14 protein-coding genes are annotated in these 17,573 nt (G+C 60.0%); 4 read left to right on the top strand and 10 right to left on the bottom strand.

The features are described from left to right. Positions 1-98: 98 nt before the first annotated feature. From fusA to C7378_RS13665, 7 genes are all read right to left on the bottom strand, one after another. Entirely contained in the window at positions 99-2,180 is a 2,082-nt protein-coding gene (fusA, locus tag C7378_RS13695; RefSeq protein WP_131997828.1) for an elongation factor G, read from the bottom strand. Positions 2,181-2,290: 110 nt separating this feature from the next. Further along, positions 2,291-2,764 carry a 30S ribosomal protein S7 gene (gene rpsG / locus C7378_RS13690; protein ID WP_131997825.1) on the bottom strand — a complete coding sequence of 158 codons (474 nt, stop codon included), beginning with the start codon at positions 2,762-2,764 and terminating at the stop codon, positions 2,291-2,293. A 92-nt stretch (positions 2,765-2,856) separates the two neighbouring features. Next, complete coding sequence (rpsL, locus tag C7378_RS13685) at positions 2,857-3,261, bottom strand: 30S ribosomal protein S12 (protein WP_131997822.1); 405 nt, start codon at positions 3,259-3,261, stop codon at positions 2,857-2,859. Positions 3,262-3,753: 492 nt separating this feature from the next. Next, complete coding sequence (locus C7378_RS13680; RefSeq protein ID WP_131997819.1) at positions 3,754-4,434, bottom strand: 7-carboxy-7-deazaguanine synthase QueE; 681 nt, start codon at positions 4,432-4,434, stop codon at positions 3,754-3,756. A gap of 5 nt (positions 4,435-4,439) precedes the next feature. Next, complete coding sequence (queD, locus tag C7378_RS13675) at positions 4,440-4,817, bottom strand: 6-carboxytetrahydropterin synthase QueD (RefSeq protein WP_131997816.1); 378 nt, start codon at positions 4,815-4,817, stop codon at positions 4,440-4,442. A gap of 49 nt (positions 4,818-4,866) precedes the next feature. Beyond that, complete coding sequence (locus C7378_RS13670; RefSeq protein ID WP_131997813.1) at positions 4,867-5,133, bottom strand: hypothetical protein; 267 nt, start codon at positions 5,131-5,133, stop codon at positions 4,867-4,869. 88 nt (positions 5,134-5,221) lie between these two features. Then, on the bottom strand, positions 5,222-6,670 hold the full coding sequence (locus C7378_RS13665) for an amidohydrolase family protein (RefSeq protein ID WP_131997809.1): 1,449 nt from the start codon (positions 6,668-6,670) through the stop codon (positions 5,222-5,224). Between the two features lie 233 nt (positions 6,671-6,903). Between C7378_RS13665 and C7378_RS13660 the strand changes: the two genes are divergently transcribed. Continuing rightward, positions 6,904-10,413 carry a TonB-dependent receptor gene (locus C7378_RS13660; protein WP_131997806.1) on the top strand — a complete coding sequence of 1,170 codons (3,510 nt, stop codon included), beginning with the start codon at positions 6,904-6,906 and terminating at the stop codon, positions 10,411-10,413. A 210-nt stretch (positions 10,414-10,623) separates the two neighbouring features. Continuing rightward, positions 10,624-12,099 (top strand): alginate export family protein, encoded by a 1,476-nt coding sequence (locus C7378_RS13655; protein WP_243648256.1) that lies wholly within the window; start codon positions 10,624-10,626, stop codon positions 12,097-12,099. 2 nt (positions 12,100-12,101) lie between these two features. Here the strand turns inward: C7378_RS13655 and C7378_RS13650 are convergent, their stop codons facing one another. The 3 genes from C7378_RS13650 to rph all read right to left on the bottom strand — a co-directional run bounded on the left by C7378_RS13650 (position 12,102) and on the right by rph (position 14,836). Beyond that, the gene (locus C7378_RS13650) at positions 12,102-12,770 is read right to left on the bottom strand and encodes a GNAT family N-acetyltransferase (RefSeq protein ID WP_131997803.1); all 669 of its coding nucleotides are present in this window, start codon (positions 12,768-12,770) and stop codon (positions 12,102-12,104) included. Positions 12,771-12,884: 114 nt separating this feature from the next. Continuing rightward, the gene (locus C7378_RS13645) at positions 12,885-13,892 is read right to left on the bottom strand and encodes a tagatose 1,6-diphosphate aldolase (protein ID WP_131997800.1); all 1,008 of its coding nucleotides are present in this window, start codon (positions 13,890-13,892) and stop codon (positions 12,885-12,887) included. 191 nt (positions 13,893-14,083) lie between these two features. Then, positions 14,084-14,836 carry a ribonuclease PH gene (rph, locus tag C7378_RS13640; RefSeq protein WP_131997797.1) on the bottom strand — a complete coding sequence of 251 codons (753 nt, stop codon included), beginning with the start codon at positions 14,834-14,836 and terminating at the stop codon, positions 14,084-14,086. Between the two features lie 338 nt (positions 14,837-15,174). Here rph and C7378_RS13635 point away from each other — a divergent pair, with 338 nt between their 5' ends. Continuing rightward, entirely contained in the window at positions 15,175-16,086 is a 912-nt protein-coding gene (locus C7378_RS13635) for an ATP-binding protein (RefSeq protein ID WP_131997794.1), read from the top strand. Further along, on the top strand, positions 16,080-17,546 hold the full coding sequence (locus C7378_RS13630; RefSeq protein WP_131997791.1) for a sigma-54-dependent transcriptional regulator: 1,467 nt from the start codon (positions 16,080-16,082) through the stop codon (positions 17,544-17,546). Before C7378_RS13635 ends, C7378_RS13630 begins: the two co-directional genes overlap by 7 nt. The last annotated feature ends 27 nt before the right edge of the window (positions 17,547-17,573 follow it).

Genomic DNA, 17,573 nt, shown 5'->3' with positions numbered 1-17,573 from the left:
GTCCAATCGTTCCCACATTCACGTGCGGCTTCGACCGGTCAAATTTCTCCTTCGCCATTTCCCTGTTCCTCTCTCCCTACTGCTTCATTCCCCGTGGTTTACTTACCCTGATTGCGCCCGATGATCTCTTCCGAAATCATGCGCGGCGCCTCTTCATACCGTGCAAACTGCATCGAGTAGGAAGCACGCCCCTGTGTAGAGGAGCGAATCTCGTTCACGTATCCAAACATTTCCTTGAGCGGCACGATCGCCTTGATTACCTGCGAACCGCCGGAGTGCTCCATGCCCTCGATGCGACCACGGCGGGAGTTGATATCGCCGATAATCGTCCCCATATGCTCTTCGGGCACCGTCACTTCAACTGCCATGACCGGCTCAAGAAGAACAGGACTCGCCTTACGCGCCGCCTCCTTGAAGGCCATTGATCCGGCAATCTTAAAGGCCATTTCGTTCGAATCGACGTCATGATAGCTGCCATCGAAAAGAACTGCCTTGAAGTCGACCATCTCGTAGCCAGCCAGAACGCCTCCCTGGAGTGCTTCGCGGATTCCCTGTTCGGTAGGCTTGACGTATTCCTTCGGAACCACGCCGCCCTTAATCTCGTTCACGAACTCGAAGCCTGCACCCGGCTCGTTTGGCTCAAGGCGAATCTTGACGTGGCCGTAGTTACCCGAACCACCGGTCTGGCGGATGTACTTGCCTTCCGCCTCGGAGGTCTTGCGGATGGTTTCGCGGAAGGCAACCCTGGGCTCGCCCACATTTGCTTCCACCTTGTGCTCACGCTTCATACGGTCGACAAGAATTTCGAGGTGCAATTCGCCCATGCCGCTGATGATTGTCTGACCCGAGTCTTCATCGGTGCGAACCTTGAAAGTCGGATCCTCATCTGAGAGGCGGGCCAGAGCCATGCCCATCTTTTCCTGGTCAGCCTTGGTCTTCGGCTCAATCGCTACCGAAATAACCGGCTCAGGGAAGGTGATTGCGCTGAGCGCTACAGGAGCATTCGGCGTGCAGAGGGTATCGCCCGTCTTTACATCCTTGAGGCCGACCGCCGCGCAGATGTCACCTGCGTAAATCTCGGTAATATCCTCACGCTTGTTAGCGTGCATTTTGACCAGACGTCCGACGCGTTCCGTCTTGCCAGTGCGCGGATTCATGATCGTATCGCCGGTCTTGAGGCCACCCGAGTAGATACGGATAAAACTCAGCTTGCCGAAGGGATCATTGATCAGCTTGAAGGCCAGAGCGGAGAACGGCGCATCATCCTTTGCCTCGCGGACCAAAGTGATCGAAGGATCAGATGGGTCGATGCCCTCAACCGGGGGCACGTCGAGCGGACTGGGCAGATAATCGACCACCGCGTCGAGCAGCGTCTGTACACCCTTATTCTTAAATGCCGTACCGCAAAGGACCGGGAAAACCTTCATTCCAATGGTCGCGGAGCGAAGAGACTTCTTGAGCTCAGCAGCAGTGGGGGTTTCACCCTCGAGAAACTTGTGCAGCATCTCGTCGTCATTCTCGGCAACCGTCTCGATAAGCTGCATGCGGAAGGCTTCGGCCTTCTTAAGTAGGCTCTCGGGGATATCCTCGACGGAATACTTGGCACCCATCGTCTCGTCGTGCCAGAGGATGGCGCGCATCTCGATAAGGTCGATGACTCCCTTGAAATTCGCCTCTGCCCCGATCGGGATCTGGATCGCCACCGCACGTGCACCAAGACGCTTACGGATGGTCTCGATGACATGCTCAAAGTCGGCGCCCGCCTTATCCATCTTGTTAACGAAGCAGATGCGGGGAACCTTGTACTTGTCGCCCTGACGCCACACCGTCTCCGTCTGCGGTTGAACACCGGATACGGAGTCAAACAACGCAACGGCACCGTCGAGAACGCGCAGCGAGCGCTCCACCTCGGCCGTGAAGTCTACGTGGCCGGGCGTATCGATGATGTTGATACGGATATTGTTCCAGGTGCAGGTCGTCGCAGCCGAGGTAATGGTGATGCCGCGCTCCTGCTCCTGCTCCATGTAATCCATCGTCGCGGTGCCCTCATGGACTTCGCCGATGCGGTGCGTAATACCCGTATAGAACAGAATGCGCTCGGTCGTCGTCGTTTTTCCGGCGTCGATGTGCGCCATGATTCCGATATTCCGGCAACGATTTAAAGGTACTTGGCGAGCCACAGTCTTTTCTCTCTACTCTTGCGGACTTTAAAGCCCGCCGCTACTTGCAATTTCTGTTCTGAGCCAGGAATCCAGCACCCGGCCCAACTCAACACTGCCGCCAACCACTCCTACCAGCGATAGTGCGCGAAAGCCTTGTTCGCTTCGGCCATACGATGAACATCTTCCTTCTTCTTCATCGCAGCGCCACGGCCATTGGCCGCATCCAGCAACTCATTGGTCAGCTTGTCAACCATGCCCTTTTCGCCACGCGAGCGGCCATAGCTGACCAGCCAGCGAATCGCGAGGGAGGTACGGCGCTCAGGGTTGACCTCGATCGGCACCTGGTAGTTCGCGCCACCCACACGACGGCTCTTGACTTCAAGCAGCGGCTTGCAGTTCTCGACAGCCTTCTTGAAGAGCTTGAGGGCATCGTCACCGCCGCCCTTCGCCTCAAGGTTACGCATGGCCTCGTAGAAAATGCCCTGCGCGGTCGACTTCTTGCCGCCCCACATCATGGAGTTCACAAACTTGGTGACGAGTGTCGAGCTGTAGACCGGATCCGGTGCTACTTCCCGCTTCGCGATATGACCTTTTCTCGGCATAGTTCCTAATCTTTCGTCTGCTGCTTATCTGTGATCTGCCAGCGATTCAGAGCTCAGGCGCCACCGGGGCGCACCAGCTGAATCGCTGACCTTTACTTCTTACCCTTGGTCGGCGCCGCTGCGCCAGCCTTGGCGCGCTTGGCTCCGTACTTGGAACGGCCCTGGCGGCGATTTGCAACGCCCACCGAATCCAGCGTTCCCCGTACAACGTGATAGCGGACGCCCGGAAGATCCTTTACACGGCCACCGCGGATCAGCACAATCGAGTGCTCCTGCAGGTTGTGGCCAATGCCGGGAATGTATGTGGTTACTTCGATTCCGTTCGTCAGGCGGACACGAGCTACCTTACGGAGCGCCGAGTTCGGCTTCTTGGGGGTCTGCGTGTAGACACGGGTGCAGACTCCGCGACGCTGCGGCGATCCCTGGAGCGCAGGCGAGGCCGTCTTATAGCGCGGCGCCGTGCGGCCCTTCCTTACGAGCTGACTGAATGTAGGCAAACCAAACTCCTTACCTGCTAAAAACTCATCTTCATGCGAGCAATCAACCGCCTTCGCGCGCACAAGACCGGCACCAGCCGATACCTGCGCGAAGCCTTACGGTTCATGCTTCGCGTCCTTACTTCCCTGCCAGACGAGAATCAGGACGGTGACCGCACGTTTTACAAGGCCCAAACAGCTGGACCTCATTAAGTCGGCTCCGTTTCGCTGATTCCGGCCTGCATAGCCTTCCAAGGTGAAAGGTGTCGCAGGCTCCGATGCGATTCGCCCATCAGGATCGATCTATTGATCTCGTTCCCCTGATGAGGTCCACAGATTCCGTTTTTCCAGCCGGCGGCAAGTTGCGCCAGACGGCCAGATAATCTGTGGAGCTTTGTTCGAAGGATTGACAGAGGAAGTGAATTCCGGCTGTCAGATCGAACCTTCTAAGATTAGCAAGCTGCGAGAGGCGCGTCAACGCACTCAACGCCTCCCAAACAAAATATTTTCAACTTAGACACCTTTTTTCTGCGGCTCCCATACGTACTTGTGGATCTGCAGGCTTAAACGAGCTTCCAGGCCATCGGCAAGCATCCATTCGACCAGTTCACGCGGGTCCAGAAGACAGTTGATCGTGCTCCGTTCCGGGCTGGGAGTCTTTGAAAACGCCGGTGAAAGCAAAATGCTCCCTGCCCGGCTCTCCAAAGTGTGTTTCCTGAGGAACTCGCGCGCAAATTCATAGTCGCGGCGGTCAGTGAGAACGAACTTCACCTCGTCACGGGAGGAAAGGTATTCGAGGTTGGAAAGCCTGAAGCTTGCTTGCTCGCCTGAACCCGGGCACTTGACGTCGACGATCTTATGGACCGCTGGGGGAACCCGCTCCAGTGGGCGTTCGCCGCTGGTTTCGATCATCAGTTCATAGCCTGAGGCGAGCAGCCGCTCCATCAGCGGAATCAGTTCACGTTCCTGCAGCATGGGTTCGCCACCCGTGAACTCGACCAGCTTCACCGGGGCGAGCTTTTCGATGGCAGCGACAACCTCGTCTTCCGACTGCCTGAAGCCGCTGGCGAAGGTGTATTCCGAATCGCACCAGGAGCAGCGGAGATTGCACCCGGCGAGGCGGACAAAGATGCAGGGGCGACCGGCGAAGCTCGACTCGCCCTGAACGGATTTATAAAGCTCAATCAGGTGCAAGAGGGCTACTCGTAATAGGTTGCAGTGGTGGTGTCGGTCTCGTAGATGGTGCAGTCCTTGACATGGACGCGGCCGGCTGTCATCTCGGAGAGCTGTTTATTGGTCTCGTCGAAGAAGTAGCGGGCCAGGTTCTCCGCCGAGGGGTTGATCTCGGTAAAGGGCTCAAGGTCGTTGATCATCTGGTGGTCGAGTCGGTCGACGACAGGGCGCATGACCTGCTTCAGGTCTTTGAAATCGAGCAGGAGCCCGGCCTTATCAAGCGTGTTGCCGCGCAAGGTGACTTTCACCTTGTAATTGTGTCCATGCGGGTTCTCGCACTTACCTTTATAGTTCCGGAGGTAGTGCCCGGAGGAAAAACCCGCCTCTACGGTTACTTCGTACATGCTGTTCAAGCTCTTTCAGCGGCAGTATGCCTGCCTATATTGTAGTGCCTTATCCCAGGGGATTCCCACGACGGCCGGAGCGCTGCTGCTCTTTCCGCTCCTCGGCCCGGCGCTCGACCTGCTCGAACATCTGGGTCATCATGCCCAACAGGGCCACCAGAAGACCCCCGAGGGTCAGAAAAAGCGCAATCGTCTTCCACAGCGATCCATTGCCCGGCAGACCGGGCTGCGAGATGCCGGAGGTGAAGGTCATTCCGCCGCAGATCAGCGCGAAGAGCAACAATGTTGCTGCCAGAATGTAGAGATTACGCGCCATGTGCCTGCCGTCTCTACTTTAAAGCACTTCCCGTCCCGATGCAGAAGGACAACACCCATTGCTGTCCATGCGGCAGGAACAAAAGAAACTAGCGGATGCCCGTAAGCCCGGCGACCGAGTTCCGCAGCTTCGCTGGATCGTACCCTATGCCGCCTTTGAAGACAGTCTCGACCTTTTCTATATCCTCGATCTTCTCGGCAGGATTGCCCTCGATCACGACCAGATCTGCCGTCTTTCCCTTTGCGACAGTGCCAACGGAATCGTCACCGAGGAATCTCGCGCCATTCTGGGTCGCAATATGGATGGCCTCCACCGGGGTGAAGCCTGCCTCAACCAGCAGCTCCACCTCCCGCTGGTCGCCGAAGCCGGGCAGGACGCCGCCATAGCCGGTGGGATCGCAGCCCGCCATCAAGACACCGCCCTGCTTCACGAAATCGCGCTCGAACTGCATCTCCCTGGTGAGCAGCGCGGGCCAGTATGACTTCGCGCCCGCCTCGGCGATAGCGGCGCGGGTGGTGACATAGGCGCTCCAGGCATCGGGAGCAAGCGCCTTTCTGGCGGCACTCTCCTCGGTCAGCGGCGGCCGGTTAGGAACGAAGCTCTCAAAGATCGCGAGCGTCGAGGTGACGGCGACGTGGTGAGATACCAGATCGCGGATCATGGCCTGTACGGGTGCGGACTCGATGTCGAACGATGCCATCGCCTGCTGGGGCGGCCGCTGGCCGGGGCAGACGCCTGCCTTTTTGCCGGGGTAGAACTCCGTATCGACGGCCAGGCCGTGTTCGAGATTGTCGATGCCGAGCTCGGCCGCCTGGGTAAAGCCTACGGAGCAGAGATGGCCGGTGACTTTCATCCCGTGAGCATGGGCGCGGTCGATGGCGGCCTTCAGCTCCTCGGGGGTGATGTGCATGTAGGCCTTAAATGAGGTCGCGCCCTCGGCAGCCCAGTAGTCGACCAGACGGGCAGCGTCATCGGGGCCGGTGAGCTCACGCATCTGCGGGCCGATGGCGGGCGCTCCTTCAAGATAAGGCCCGGTGAGGTGCAGTCGCGGGCCGGGAATGGCGCCGGCATCGATGGCCTGCTTGACGGAGATGTCGGTGTAGGGCTCAAGGCTGCCCCCGGTGCGCGCACTGGTGACGCCGGCCGCAAGGTAGAGGCGGGGAGCGGAATCGGCCATCTCGCCATAAAGCGGCAGCAGACCGGGGCCTCCGTCGGGCAGAGGGTAGAAGAGGTGCTCATGCATGCCAACCAGTCCGGGGATGACGGTCCGGCCCGTCAGGTCGATGACTTTAGCGCCGGGAGGAAAGGCATTCCGGAGCATGGCGCTCTGCACATTGACAATCTTGCCGTGGTCGATGTCGATGCGGACCCGCTCGCGGGCGGGGGCGCCAGTCCCGTCAATCAAGCGGACGTTATTGAGCACCAGCACCGGAGCGTCTTCCTGAATAAAGGGTTTGAGGGCTGCAGGAGCCTGCGCCGCAGCAAGAGCGGCAGGGAAAAGGGCCGCCGCAAGAGAGAGTTGCATAGCGAGGCGCATGAGCAAAAGGACCTCAAATGAAAGGAAGTTAAGTCATGGCCTACTTTCAGGCAAGAGCAGGAACCGGTCAAGCGCAAATTGCGCCATGCGATACGCGGTTGGCGACTCGTCGAATAATTTTTACTTATCTCTCATCAAATTGTTGTAATTTATTAACGATTCGAGACTACCGTTGTGCCTAGAATCGCTCTGTCCTTTTTCTGCTGAGAGCAACTCCTTTTCGAGGCCTATCCATGTTTCGTAAGTCCCTGCTGCGGCTCTACTTCTGTGCCGCGATCCTGTTCCTGCTTCCTGCAATGCTGCATGCCCAGTCGACCCAGGGGTCGATTCTGGGCACAGTCAAAGATTCCAGCGACGCCGTCGTGCCGGGCGCGCAGATTGACGTAACCAGTCTCACCGAGGGAACAACTCGACATACAGTGAGCGATGCGTCAGGCAACTACCAGGTCATCGACCTGTCGCCCGGCCACTACAAGGTGTCGATCACGGCCACAAATTTCCAAGGGGTGATCCTGAACGATCTGAGTCTCACCTCTCGCCAGAAGCTGCGCGCCGATGCCACGCTCAAGATCGGCAGCGTCAGCCAGCAGGTCCAGGTCAACGCTTCGGCAGCGGGCGCTATCGCGACCGATACGCCTTCGATCAGCTCCGCCTATGGGGCGACCGACGTTGCCAACCTGCCTGCGAACTATCGTGCCAGCCAGAATGGCACAAGCCCGCTCAGCCTGATCCAGACACTGCCGGGCGTGCAGTCTGACACCGGCAAGAATTCGGGCACGGGAGTGCAGTTCTCCGTGCAGGGTGGACTGCCCTCGCAGGCAGATGTGACCGTCGACGGCGTTACCACCCAGAACACCACCAGCAACCAGCCGCTGCAGAACGCTTTTCCCTCGGGCGAGTCGATCTCTGAACTGCGCGTCGATGGCGTGCTCAACAACGCCGAGTTCGGACAGCCGGGCGAGGTGACAAGCATCTCCAAGAGCGGCACCAATACGCTTCATGGCGCTGCCTTCTGGTATCACCAGAACTCTGCCTTCAATGCGACTCCCTTCGGAGCGCTGACCAAGCCGCACATTGTCGGCAACGATTTTGGTGGCACGGTAGGCGGCCCGGTGGTCATTCCCCACCTCTACAACGGCCATGACAAGAGCTTCTTCTTCGGCACTTACGAAGGCTTCCGGCTGCCAAGCGCAACTCCGGCGCAGTACAGCGTTCCTACTGCGCAGATGAAAGCCGGTAATTTCAGCCAGGTGGCAGGAGTGACTCCGCTCACCAACCCCTTCACCGGGGGCACCTATCCCAACTACACGGTGCCTATCAGCACGCCCGCATCGAAATTCCTGCAGTTCTTCCCGGACCCGAACACCGGCAACACCAGCGCCTACACTCCGGGCGAGATCAACTACATTGTCAACCAGAACACGGCTTACAACTCGAACCAGTTCGACGTACGCGGCGACCAGTACTTCGGACAGAAGGCCCTGGTCTTCGCACGCTTTACCTGGAAGAACATCAACCAGGCGCAGCCAGAACCTCTTGCTGTGCCGGAAGGCAATGCCATCGGGCAGGACCGCATCTTCGTGATCGCGGCGAACTACAACTTCTCGGCAAACCTGCTGAATGAATTCCGCTTCGGCTTTACCCTCGATACCACGGGTACGACGAATGGCTTCAACGGCACGGGCTTTGCAACCTCTACCGGACTGCAGGGTCTGCAGAACCTTTTCTACAACGGTATCTCGGAGCTGGACTTCAACTATCTGAGTTCGCTCAACGCAGACCGCCTCGCCTCAACAACCAAGTCGCGCACCTTCCAGTACACGGACAACCTGAGCTGGAGCAAGGGCAACCACAGCTTCAAATTCGGCCTGGATATTCGTCATATCGAGGCCATCACTCCCCTCGGCTTCTTTGGCGCGGATAACTACGGCACGTTTGCCTTCAATCAGAAGCCGAACTTTACCGGGCAAGAGTTTGGCGACTTCCTGATCGGCACTCCGCAGGCCACCGCCTACGACGTGGTCACGGCGGATAACGACGGCATCACCCAGCACTATTCCGTCTATGCGCAGGACGACTGGAAGGCAACTCCACGGCTGACGCTCTCCTACGGCATACGATATGAGCTGCAGCCCGGCTACTATGACCCATCCGGAAACATCGGCAACTTCGACCCGTCCATCCCGCTCTCCGGCCGCGTGGTCTATCCCGATGGCTCAGAGAAGAACCTCTCGCGCGGCTATCTGGCGAGCTTCAACGGCTGCCCGGTCGGGCAGTCAACCGGCAACCCGGACGCAAATGGCGCACCCTGCACCCCGGTCGTCAACAACAGCACGGCCGGCCTGCCAAGCGGACTGAAGACGGTCCCGACCAAGCGCTTCATGCCGCGCTTCGGCTTTGCCTTCCGGCCATTCAACGACGACCGTACCGCCATCCGCGGTGGAATCGGCCTCTATAACATCACCAGCCTCGGCGCCAGCTTCTACTCTCTGACCGGCACGCTGCAGTCGGGCACAACACAATACGCGAACAGCCAGACAGCAACCGGGCCTGCCTACTCCTGGCCGCAAATCTATGCGGGACAGGGCACCAGCTCGGCAGCGGGAGCCTTCGGCACGGCCTACTTCGGCACGGCCAATGACGTCCACTGGAAAGATCCCTACTCCGAACAGTGGTCACTCTCCGTCGATCATGAATTTGGCAGCGGATACGGTGCGCGCATCTCCTACATCGGCATGGAGACGCACCACCTCGTCTGGGCCCCGAACCTCAATGACCTGCCGTATTCAAGCACAGTCTCCGCCTTTAACCAGCCCCTGAGCGCGCGGCCCTTTCCGAACTGGGGAACCATCAACACCCGCAGCACGGGTGCGGATGCCAGCTATCACTCCATGCAGGTCGAGATGAGCCATCACTACGGCAACGGGCTCACCTTCGACTCCAACTACACCCTCGCAAAGAACCTGGCCGACAACCAGGGCCCCAGCAATATCGGCTTCGCCGGAGAAGTGGGCGGCTCGCGCTCCTCCTACGGCCGCGATCCATCGGTCGACTTCGGCCAGGTCTACGGCACACGTCGTCATCGCTGGAACAACACCTTCGTATATGAGCTTCCCGTGGGCCGTGGACGTAAATTCGGCAGCGGCATGAACCGGCTTACCGATGAACTGGTGGGCGGCTGGCAGCTGAGCGGAGTCTTCCTGCTCGAGTCGGGTCCTTACCTCTCGGCCTACTTCCCCGGCGGACAGGGTGATCCTTCCGGAACCGGTTCAGGTCTGAGCAAATCTGCTGTGGGCGGATCTTATCCGGGCCGCGCGCAGAAGCCGGACCGCGTGGGGCCCACACGTCCCCACGGGCAGAATCGCTACAACTGGGTCAACAAGGCATCCTTCATCTGCCCCGGACAGCCGAATTACCAGCCCGGCACGGCCTGCACCACCGGCGACGGCCAACCCGGCAACCCCTATGCGAACCCAATTGGACGCTTCGGTACGGCACAGATTGGCTCAATTGAAGGACCAGGCATGGTCAACCTGTCCTCAGGCCTGAGCAAAATCTTCGCGATCACGGAGCGCGTACACCTGCGCGCCGAAGGGACCTTCACCAACGTGCTCAACCACACCAACCTCGCCGATCCGATTATGGATGTGTCGAGCCCGCAGTTCGGAACCATCACAAGCGCACGCGGATCCGACTTCGGCGGCAGCCGTACCGGTCAGGTTTCGATGCGGCTTGAGTTCTAGGCACAACGGCCACTCCAAACGGCGCAGAGCTTTCGCTCTGCGCCGTTTCTTTTGCCGAGGGTCTGCCTGCCCACGCATCAAAATTTCGCTTGCTGTGCGAAATCTGTTGTGTCATCGTAGGGTCATTCATCGTCAGCGGCACCTGGACGTGCTGCCGTCTCATCGCTCCCAGTCTGAGCGGCAATTTATTCCGCCTACTGGAGCGTCTTCTTGAAAGCCCTTCTTGTTTCGTTTCTCTTTGCGTTGACGGTGATCCCTGCCCCTGCCCAGGCTTCAAAGCGCGGCGGTCCGCCGGTAAGCATTTCCATCTACGACCGCACACGCCTCGATGTGTGGCAGTGGTTTGCCGCGCCCCCGAACTCCGAGACCTACAGCTACACCGAATCGCTGCTGCGCATCGCCGTCGCCCGGCGCACCCGGCACTGGGACTGGATGGCAGAGCTGTCGCAGCCGGCTGTGCTCGGATTGCCGAAAGACTCGGTCTCCGCGGTAGCTGCGCAAGGGCAGCTCGGCCTCGGGGCCACCTACTATGCAGCCAATGGGAATAACGATTATCCGGCAACTGCCTTCTTCAAGCAGGGATTTCTGCGTTACCACTTCAAGGGACCTGACAAAAACCTGCGGCTGGGCCGCTATGAGTTTTTTGAGGGGCAGGAGACCACCCCCAAAAACCGCACCCTGCTCTGGCTGCAAAACAACCGCATCGGCCAGCGGCTGGTGGGCAACTTCGGATTTACAAATGCCCAGCGCAGCTTCGACGGAGTGGATGGCCATTACGGTTCTGGATCATGGGACCTGACCGGCATCGCGGCGCGCGCCGACCAGGGCGTCTTCAACATGAATGGCAATCCGGAGCTGAACGTCGATCTGCAATACATGGCCTTCAGCAAGTACGAGTGGAACCAGCATCTCCTGTGGCGCGTCTTTGCCATGGATTATCACGATGGGCGTACGGGCATCCTGAAAACCGACAACCGCCCCCTGGCCGTGCGCCAGGCGGATAAGAAGAATATCCGGCTCGGAACCTATGGCGGAGACTTCCTCACCAGCATTCCAGCAGGCCCGGGCAATTTTGACTTTCTCGCGTGGGGGGTGCTGCAGAACGGCAACTGGGGCAAGCAGAGCGATGGCGCAGGCGCGGTCGCCCTCGAAGGCGGCTACCAGCTGACGAAGGCGCCGACTGCACCATGGCTGCGCGGAGGATGGTTCCGCTCAAGCGGGGACAAGAGCCCTGGCGACAGCAGGCACAGCACCTTTTTCCAGGTGCTGCCCACCCCGCGCGTCTACGCGCGCTTTCCCTTCTACAACCTGATGAATAACCAGGACACCTTTGTACAGGCGATGGACACGCCCACCAAGAAGCTCGCACTGCGTTCGGACCTGCATTGGCTGCAGCTGACCTCAAACAGCGATCTCTGGTACCAGGGCGGCGGCGCCTTTGACAACAAAGTCTTTGGCTATGTGGGGCGTCCGAACAATGGACACTCCACCTTCGCATCGGTCTACGACATGAGCGCAGACTGGCAGGCAACGAAGAGCTTCGCCTTCAACTTCTACTACGCGCATGCATGGGGCAAGAGCGTGATCGCCGCCATCTATCCCACGGATCGCAACGCGCAGTACGGATATGCGGAGTTGGTCTATCGCTGGGGTATTCCGCAGCGGGACGATCCCACGGCCGAATAAGCTCAGCGCCGCGCGACCACCAGATGAAACGAGCGGCGAACCCTGAAGCCCAGGTGCTCGTAGAGACGGATGGCCGAGGCATTTGCTTCGCGGACATGCAGCATAGGCGTGATGCCCCGGCCTCGCAGCCCGCGGACTACCATCGAGATAAGTATGGCGGCGTAGCCCCGACCGCGGTGATCAGGGTGCGTGCAGACGGCGCTGACCTCAGTGAAGCCCGGCATCTGGAGACGTTCGCCCGCCATTGCCACCAGCTTCCCCTCGTGGCGTATGCCGTAATAGCGGCCGAGTTCGATTGTCCGCTCGCGGAAGGGGCCAGGCTGGGTCAATTGGGTGAGCGCCAGCATCTCGGGAAGATCCGAGGCGGACAGCAGCTCGACCTCACGAGGCCCTTCGCTCACGGCAGCAACGGATTCGTCGACCATCTGCAGCAAACACGCTTCATGGATGTTCTTCCAGCCGTGCGGCAGCTGGGGAGTGCTCTCCAGGAACAAGGCCGCCGCTTCTTCGTTTCCCAGCAGCTGGCCGAGTGCTTCATAAGCAGCCGGCGATTGCTCACGGATCGCACTAAGGGGTCCGACGGGGGCGATGTATCGCAAGGCCAACTCGTTACCCTGTGCAAACGACCGGTGATAGGTAGAAAGGGCAGACCAGATGGGATTATCGAGCATGAGGTTTGGATGGGTCCGAGCGATTCGCCGGATGCAGAAATGGGGAAGAACAAAGCGCCGCTGCCCGTCAGGGACAGCAGCGCTTCAGTTTGTGGGAACTGGGTCAGTAACGCCTTAGACCAGCGCTCCGGCCTTCATATCGACCTTATCGAACCACGACTTCGCCGACTCGAGCGCCTTGTTGACGTTGTTGATGTTCTCGACGCCCTTGGTGTTCAGCCACTCCTCAAATGCCTTCGCACCCTGCTTGGCATAGACGGCGATGCCGTCCTTCCAGGTGGCGCGTCCGCAGAGAACGCCATTGAAGCTGGTGCCGCTCTCGATCGCCAGCTCAAGGGTCTCGATGAAGACAGGATTGGATACGCCTGCCGAAAGGTAGATGAACGGCTTGTGCGTAGAGGACGCGGAGGTACGGAAGTGCTCGAGCGCCTCGGCGCGGGTGTAAGCCTGTACGCCCTTGAAGGCGCGGGTGCCGGACACATACTCCATCTGGATGGGAACTTCCACCTTCAGGACGTCTACGCCGTAACGCTCCTTGCCGAACTCCTCCATGGAGCCGGTGACGATCTCGGGCTTGCGCTTGGCATAGCCGAGACCCTTCTCGTCTTCGCCGTGAACGTCGTAACCGACCGTCTCCAGGAAGAACGGAATATCATGTGCGCGGCACTCATCGCCAATGCGCTCGACCCAGGCATGCTTGTGGTCGTTGATCGCCGTCTTCTCGTATGGAGTGTAGTAGAGCAGGATCTTGATGCAGTCCGCACCGGCTTCCTTCAGACGGCGTACCGACCAGACATCGAGCAGATCAGGCAGGCGGCCCGGTAATGCGGCATCGTAGCCTGTCTTCTCATAAGCAAGCAGCAGCCCCTTGCCGTTGCGCCGCTTCGATGCGGGCAGACCGAACTCCGGATCGAGCAGGATGGCCGAGGCGTGGCGCGTGAGCACTTCAGTGACGAGCGACTTGAACTCTTCCAGCGCTGAATCGGGCACATCGGCTACGCCCTGTTCCTTGGCCAGCGACTTTTTGAGTGATCCGCGCTGATCCATTGCCGCGGCGGCAATCACGCCCCGCTCGTTCGATACTGCCTTCATTCCGGCCAGTTTTCCTGGTGTGAGTGACATTGTTGCTTCTCCTGCTCTCTCTAGAAAATACAAAAACGCTTCGCGGTAATTTTACCGCGTGAAAAGCCTCTCGCGTTGCGACCGGCTTACTCTCTCCGAAAAAAGTGAAGACCAGAGGTGAAAGGGCTCTTCCAGTCCACGAAAAACAAACCCTGGAACGAGACCGGTTCTCCGTCTCGGTTACTCCCCGGCTACCGGGCAGCGGCCTCTTCCAGCATGCGCCTCTGCGCCTCGAAAAGCTGGCGGATGCCCTGCTCGGCGAAGTCCATCATGGCATTCATCCTGGCTCGCGGAAAGGCTTCACGCTCCGCCGTGGCCTGAACCTCGACCAGCGCGCCCGACTCCGTCATGACCACGTTCATATCCACATCAGCCTGAGAATCTTCCTCATAGGCGAGGTCGAGCAGCACCGTGTCCTGCACAATGCCCACACTCACGGCGGCAACCATTTGCCGCAGAGGCTGCTTCTTGAGCGCACCTGTGGCCAGCATCCGGTTCAGGGCCAGGGCCAGCGCCGCACACGCGCCGGTAATGGCCGCGGTACGCGTGCCGCCGTCGGCCTGCAACACATCGCAGTCCAGGATGACGGTGCGCTCCCCCAGCGCCTGCATGTCTACCGCCGCTCGCAGCGAACGCCCGATCAGCCGCTGAATCTCATGGGTTCGGCCGCCGACCTTGCCCCGCTCCGATTCGCGGGCGGTGCGGGTAAGGGTGGCGCGCGGCAGCATGCCGTATTCAGCGGTGACCCAGCCGCGGCCGCTGTTGCGCATCCACGAGGGAACTCCCTGTTCAACGGTGGCATTGCAGAGAACCCTCGTCTGCCCCATCTCGATGAGCACGGAGCCCTCGGCGGTAGCGACAAAGTCAGGGGTAAGGCGAACGGGTCGCAGAGCGTCGGACGCGCGCTGGCCGGCGCGGAAGAATGTCTCGGGAAGTGTGGTCATCGCTTTCCGATTGTATTGGTTCCATTCCCGGAATGGGAAGAAACGCGCCATTCTGCTCTAAACCGCGCATATTCAGAGAGATAGCTTAGGGCCGGGAGGAAATTTGTCCCGAATCGGGAAGGGAGCGAGACCGCCCGGAGAGGAGACTGCGTGCTGAAGGAGGCTTCAACCAGCTCATTTGAAACGGCTTAGATGAAATGGCCCAGAATGGCACGCTGAATGTACTAAGGAGAACCGTCAGGCCCAGGACAGACTTCCAGACCGTAAGCAGGTCAGGATCAGGACCATAACAGGACCAGAACACGACCAGCACGGGAAAGGTACAGAGGCCAACAGATATGGATAGGAATTCGGATACGATCCATCCTGCGAGGTCATCGAGATCATCGAGGGGAGCGAAGGGAGTCGGTCCGCTGGCTTCTCCCCGGACGAGCCCGAGGCAGGCAGGCCCTGATTCACGGCATAAGCTGCCCGGCATCGCCCATGATACGCGGAATGTGCTGGCAACCCTGACCCTCTACTGTGACCTGCTGGAGGAACCGGGTGTACTCACGCCCAGATACAGGCACTATGCCGCCGAACTGCGCGCCATTGCCACGGCAAGCGCGGGTCTGGTCGACCAGATGGTGAGCCTGCAACAGGAACAGATAACCCCACAAAGGGACACCTCTCCTTCTCCACGACCTGCAGAGTGCGGGTGGATCGTTGATGTGGCGAAAGCAGTGAAGGAACTGGAGAGCCTGCTGGCGGGGATTGCGGGGCCTCAGATCAGTCTCGAAATCGAGTGCATGGCCAGCCCCGGAACGGTTCGCCTTTCCCCGGAAGACCTGAGCCGGGTGCTCGCCAACCTGGTACGCAATGCGCAGGAGGCGATGCCAGCTGGCGGCCGGATACGGATCACGGTGCAGCAGAGCGGAGGCCGCAGCTTTCTGAAGACACGCGCGCAGGCACAGCCTGAAGGCCTGCTGGTGTGCGTTCAGGATAGTGGCCCCGGGATCTCTGCCGCGGTGCTGCATCGCATCTTTGAGCCGGGGTTCAGCACGCGCGTGCAGGAGGTCCGGAGGGACCGCTGGTCAGGCCGGGGCGACCGCGGGCTTGGCCTCAGCATCGTGCGGGCGCTCATTGAGGCAGCAGGGGGCTCGGTGCAGGTAACCTCCGCGCCCGGATGCGGCACTCGCTTTGAAATATTGCTTCCCCGTCTTCAAACTTTCGTTACTGGTTCGCCCAAGGAGCCCAACGTAAAATGCTAGCCACAGTGCCCAACCTACAGATCGCTGCCTATCCTCAGTCGGCTCACCAGTTGAGCCAGCGTACCGTGCGGATGAATGTCCTGGTCGTGGATGAAGATCAGGCCATGCGCTCGGCCTGCTGCGAGATCGCCGTCCGTACCGGCTTTGCCGCGCAGGCGGTGGCCACTCTTGAGGCGGCGCGGGAAGCGCTTCGCAGCCACACCGTGGACATCATGCTGCTTGACCTGAAGGGTGCAGCCAGCGCAGGACTGGAACTGCTGGACGAGGCCAAACGGCTGCAGCCTGAAACGGCAATTATCATCATGACCGCCTTCGCCACCGTCACCTCGGCGGTCGAAGCGATGCGCACCGGCGCATCCGACTACCTGACAAAGCCGTTCGCCCTCGATGAACTCGCGGCTGTGCTCGAACGCGCCGCCGAGCGCCGGACCATCGACCTCGCCAGCCGCAAGCTACGGGAGCGACTGCGCTCGCAGCAGGGGCTGGGCAACATCATCGGACGCAGCCCGGAGATGGATCGCGTCTACCGCATCCTGTCCAAAGTCTCGCAGACCTCCCATCCGGTGCTGATCCTCGGCGAGAGCGGTACCGGCAAGGAGCTGATTGCGAAGACCATCCACGCCAGCGGGCCCTATGCCAGCAGGCCGTTTCTGCCGGTTGACTGCGGCTCGCTGGTGCCGACACTGATGGAGAGCGAGCTCTTCGGCTACGTAAAGGGCGCATTCACGGGTGCGAACCGCGCCAAGGACGGATTACTCGCAGCCGCCGAGGACGGCACCATCTTTCTGGACGAGATCGGCGAGTTGCCCCTCGACCTGCAGGCCAAGCTGCTGCGCGCCCTGCAGGAGAAGGAGATCCGCCCGGTGGGCGCAACCCATCGGATTCCCATCCGCTGCCGTATCCTGGCGGCGACCAACCGCGACCTGGTGGCGATGGTCGAGCAGGGACGCTTCCGCAAAGACCTCTACTATCGCCTGAATGTCGTGAATGTCCGGCTGCCCGCGCTGCGCGACCGCAAGGAAGACATCCCCTTGCTGGCAGCTCATTTCCTTAAAAAGAACGGCCCCGAATACAAGAAGGACTTCACCCTGGACGATGAAGCGCTCCGGCTGGTGAACCTCTATCCGTGGCCAGGCAATATCAGGGAGCTCGAAAACGCCATCACCGCAGGCTGCTCGACCACGTCGGGCGCCCGTCTGCAGGTGAGTGATCTTCCCTCGCCGTTGCAAAACTTCTGGATGCACGCGCGTCATCACGTCATCCGGCCGGCGAGCGACGGCATTGCGTCCGATCTTCCCGTCACGACCCTGGCGGAGCTGGAAAAGAAGACCATCCTCACCACCATCGATCAGCTGCGCGGGGACAAGCTGATGGCTGCCAAGCTGCTCGGCATCGGCAAGACGACCCTCTACCGGAAGCTGAAAGAGTATGGCATCGGTGAAGGCGCAGCCGAAGCATAAGCTATCCCCTGCTGAACATTGACCGAG

The organism is Acidipila rosea, assembly GCF_004339725.1.
GTDB lineage: Bacteria > Acidobacteriota > Terriglobia > Terriglobales > Acidobacteriaceae > Acidipila > Acidipila rosea.
Note: the sequence above shows the minus strand (reverse complement) of the source record. Positions and strands in the feature narration are given on the sequence as shown.

Coding starts and splice junctions, on each gene's coding strand:
- rph (WP_131997797.1), bottom strand. CDS start 14,836: ATGACCACACTTCCCGAGACATTCTTCCGCGCCGGCCAGCGCGCGTCC.
- queD (WP_131997816.1), bottom strand. CDS start 4,817: ATGTACGAAGTAACCGTAGAGGCGGGTTTTTCCTCCGGGCACTACCTC.
- C7378_RS13650 (WP_131997803.1), bottom strand. CDS start 12,770: ATGCTCGATAATCCCATCTGGTCTGCCCTTTCTACCTATCACCGGTCG.
- C7378_RS13630 (WP_131997791.1), top strand. CDS start 16,080: ATGCTAGCCACAGTGCCCAACCTACAGATCGCTGCCTATCCTCAGTCG.
- rpsG (WP_131997825.1), bottom strand. CDS start 2,764: ATGCCGAGAAAAGGTCATATCGCGAAGCGGGAAGTAGCACCGGATCCG.
- C7378_RS13635 (WP_131997794.1), top strand. CDS start 15,175: ATGGATAGGAATTCGGATACGATCCATCCTGCGAGGTCATCGAGATCA.
- C7378_RS13670 (WP_131997813.1), bottom strand. CDS start 5,133: ATGGCGCGTAATCTCTACATTCTGGCAGCAACATTGTTGCTCTTCGCG.
- C7378_RS13660 (WP_131997806.1), top strand. CDS start 6,904: ATGTTTCGTAAGTCCCTGCTGCGGCTCTACTTCTGTGCCGCGATCCTG.
- C7378_RS13645 (WP_131997800.1), bottom strand. CDS start 13,892: ATGTCACTCACACCAGGAAAACTGGCCGGAATGAAGGCAGTATCGAAC.
- C7378_RS13665 (WP_131997809.1), bottom strand. CDS start 6,670: ATGCGCCTCGCTATGCAACTCTCTCTTGCGGCGGCCCTTTTCCCTGCC.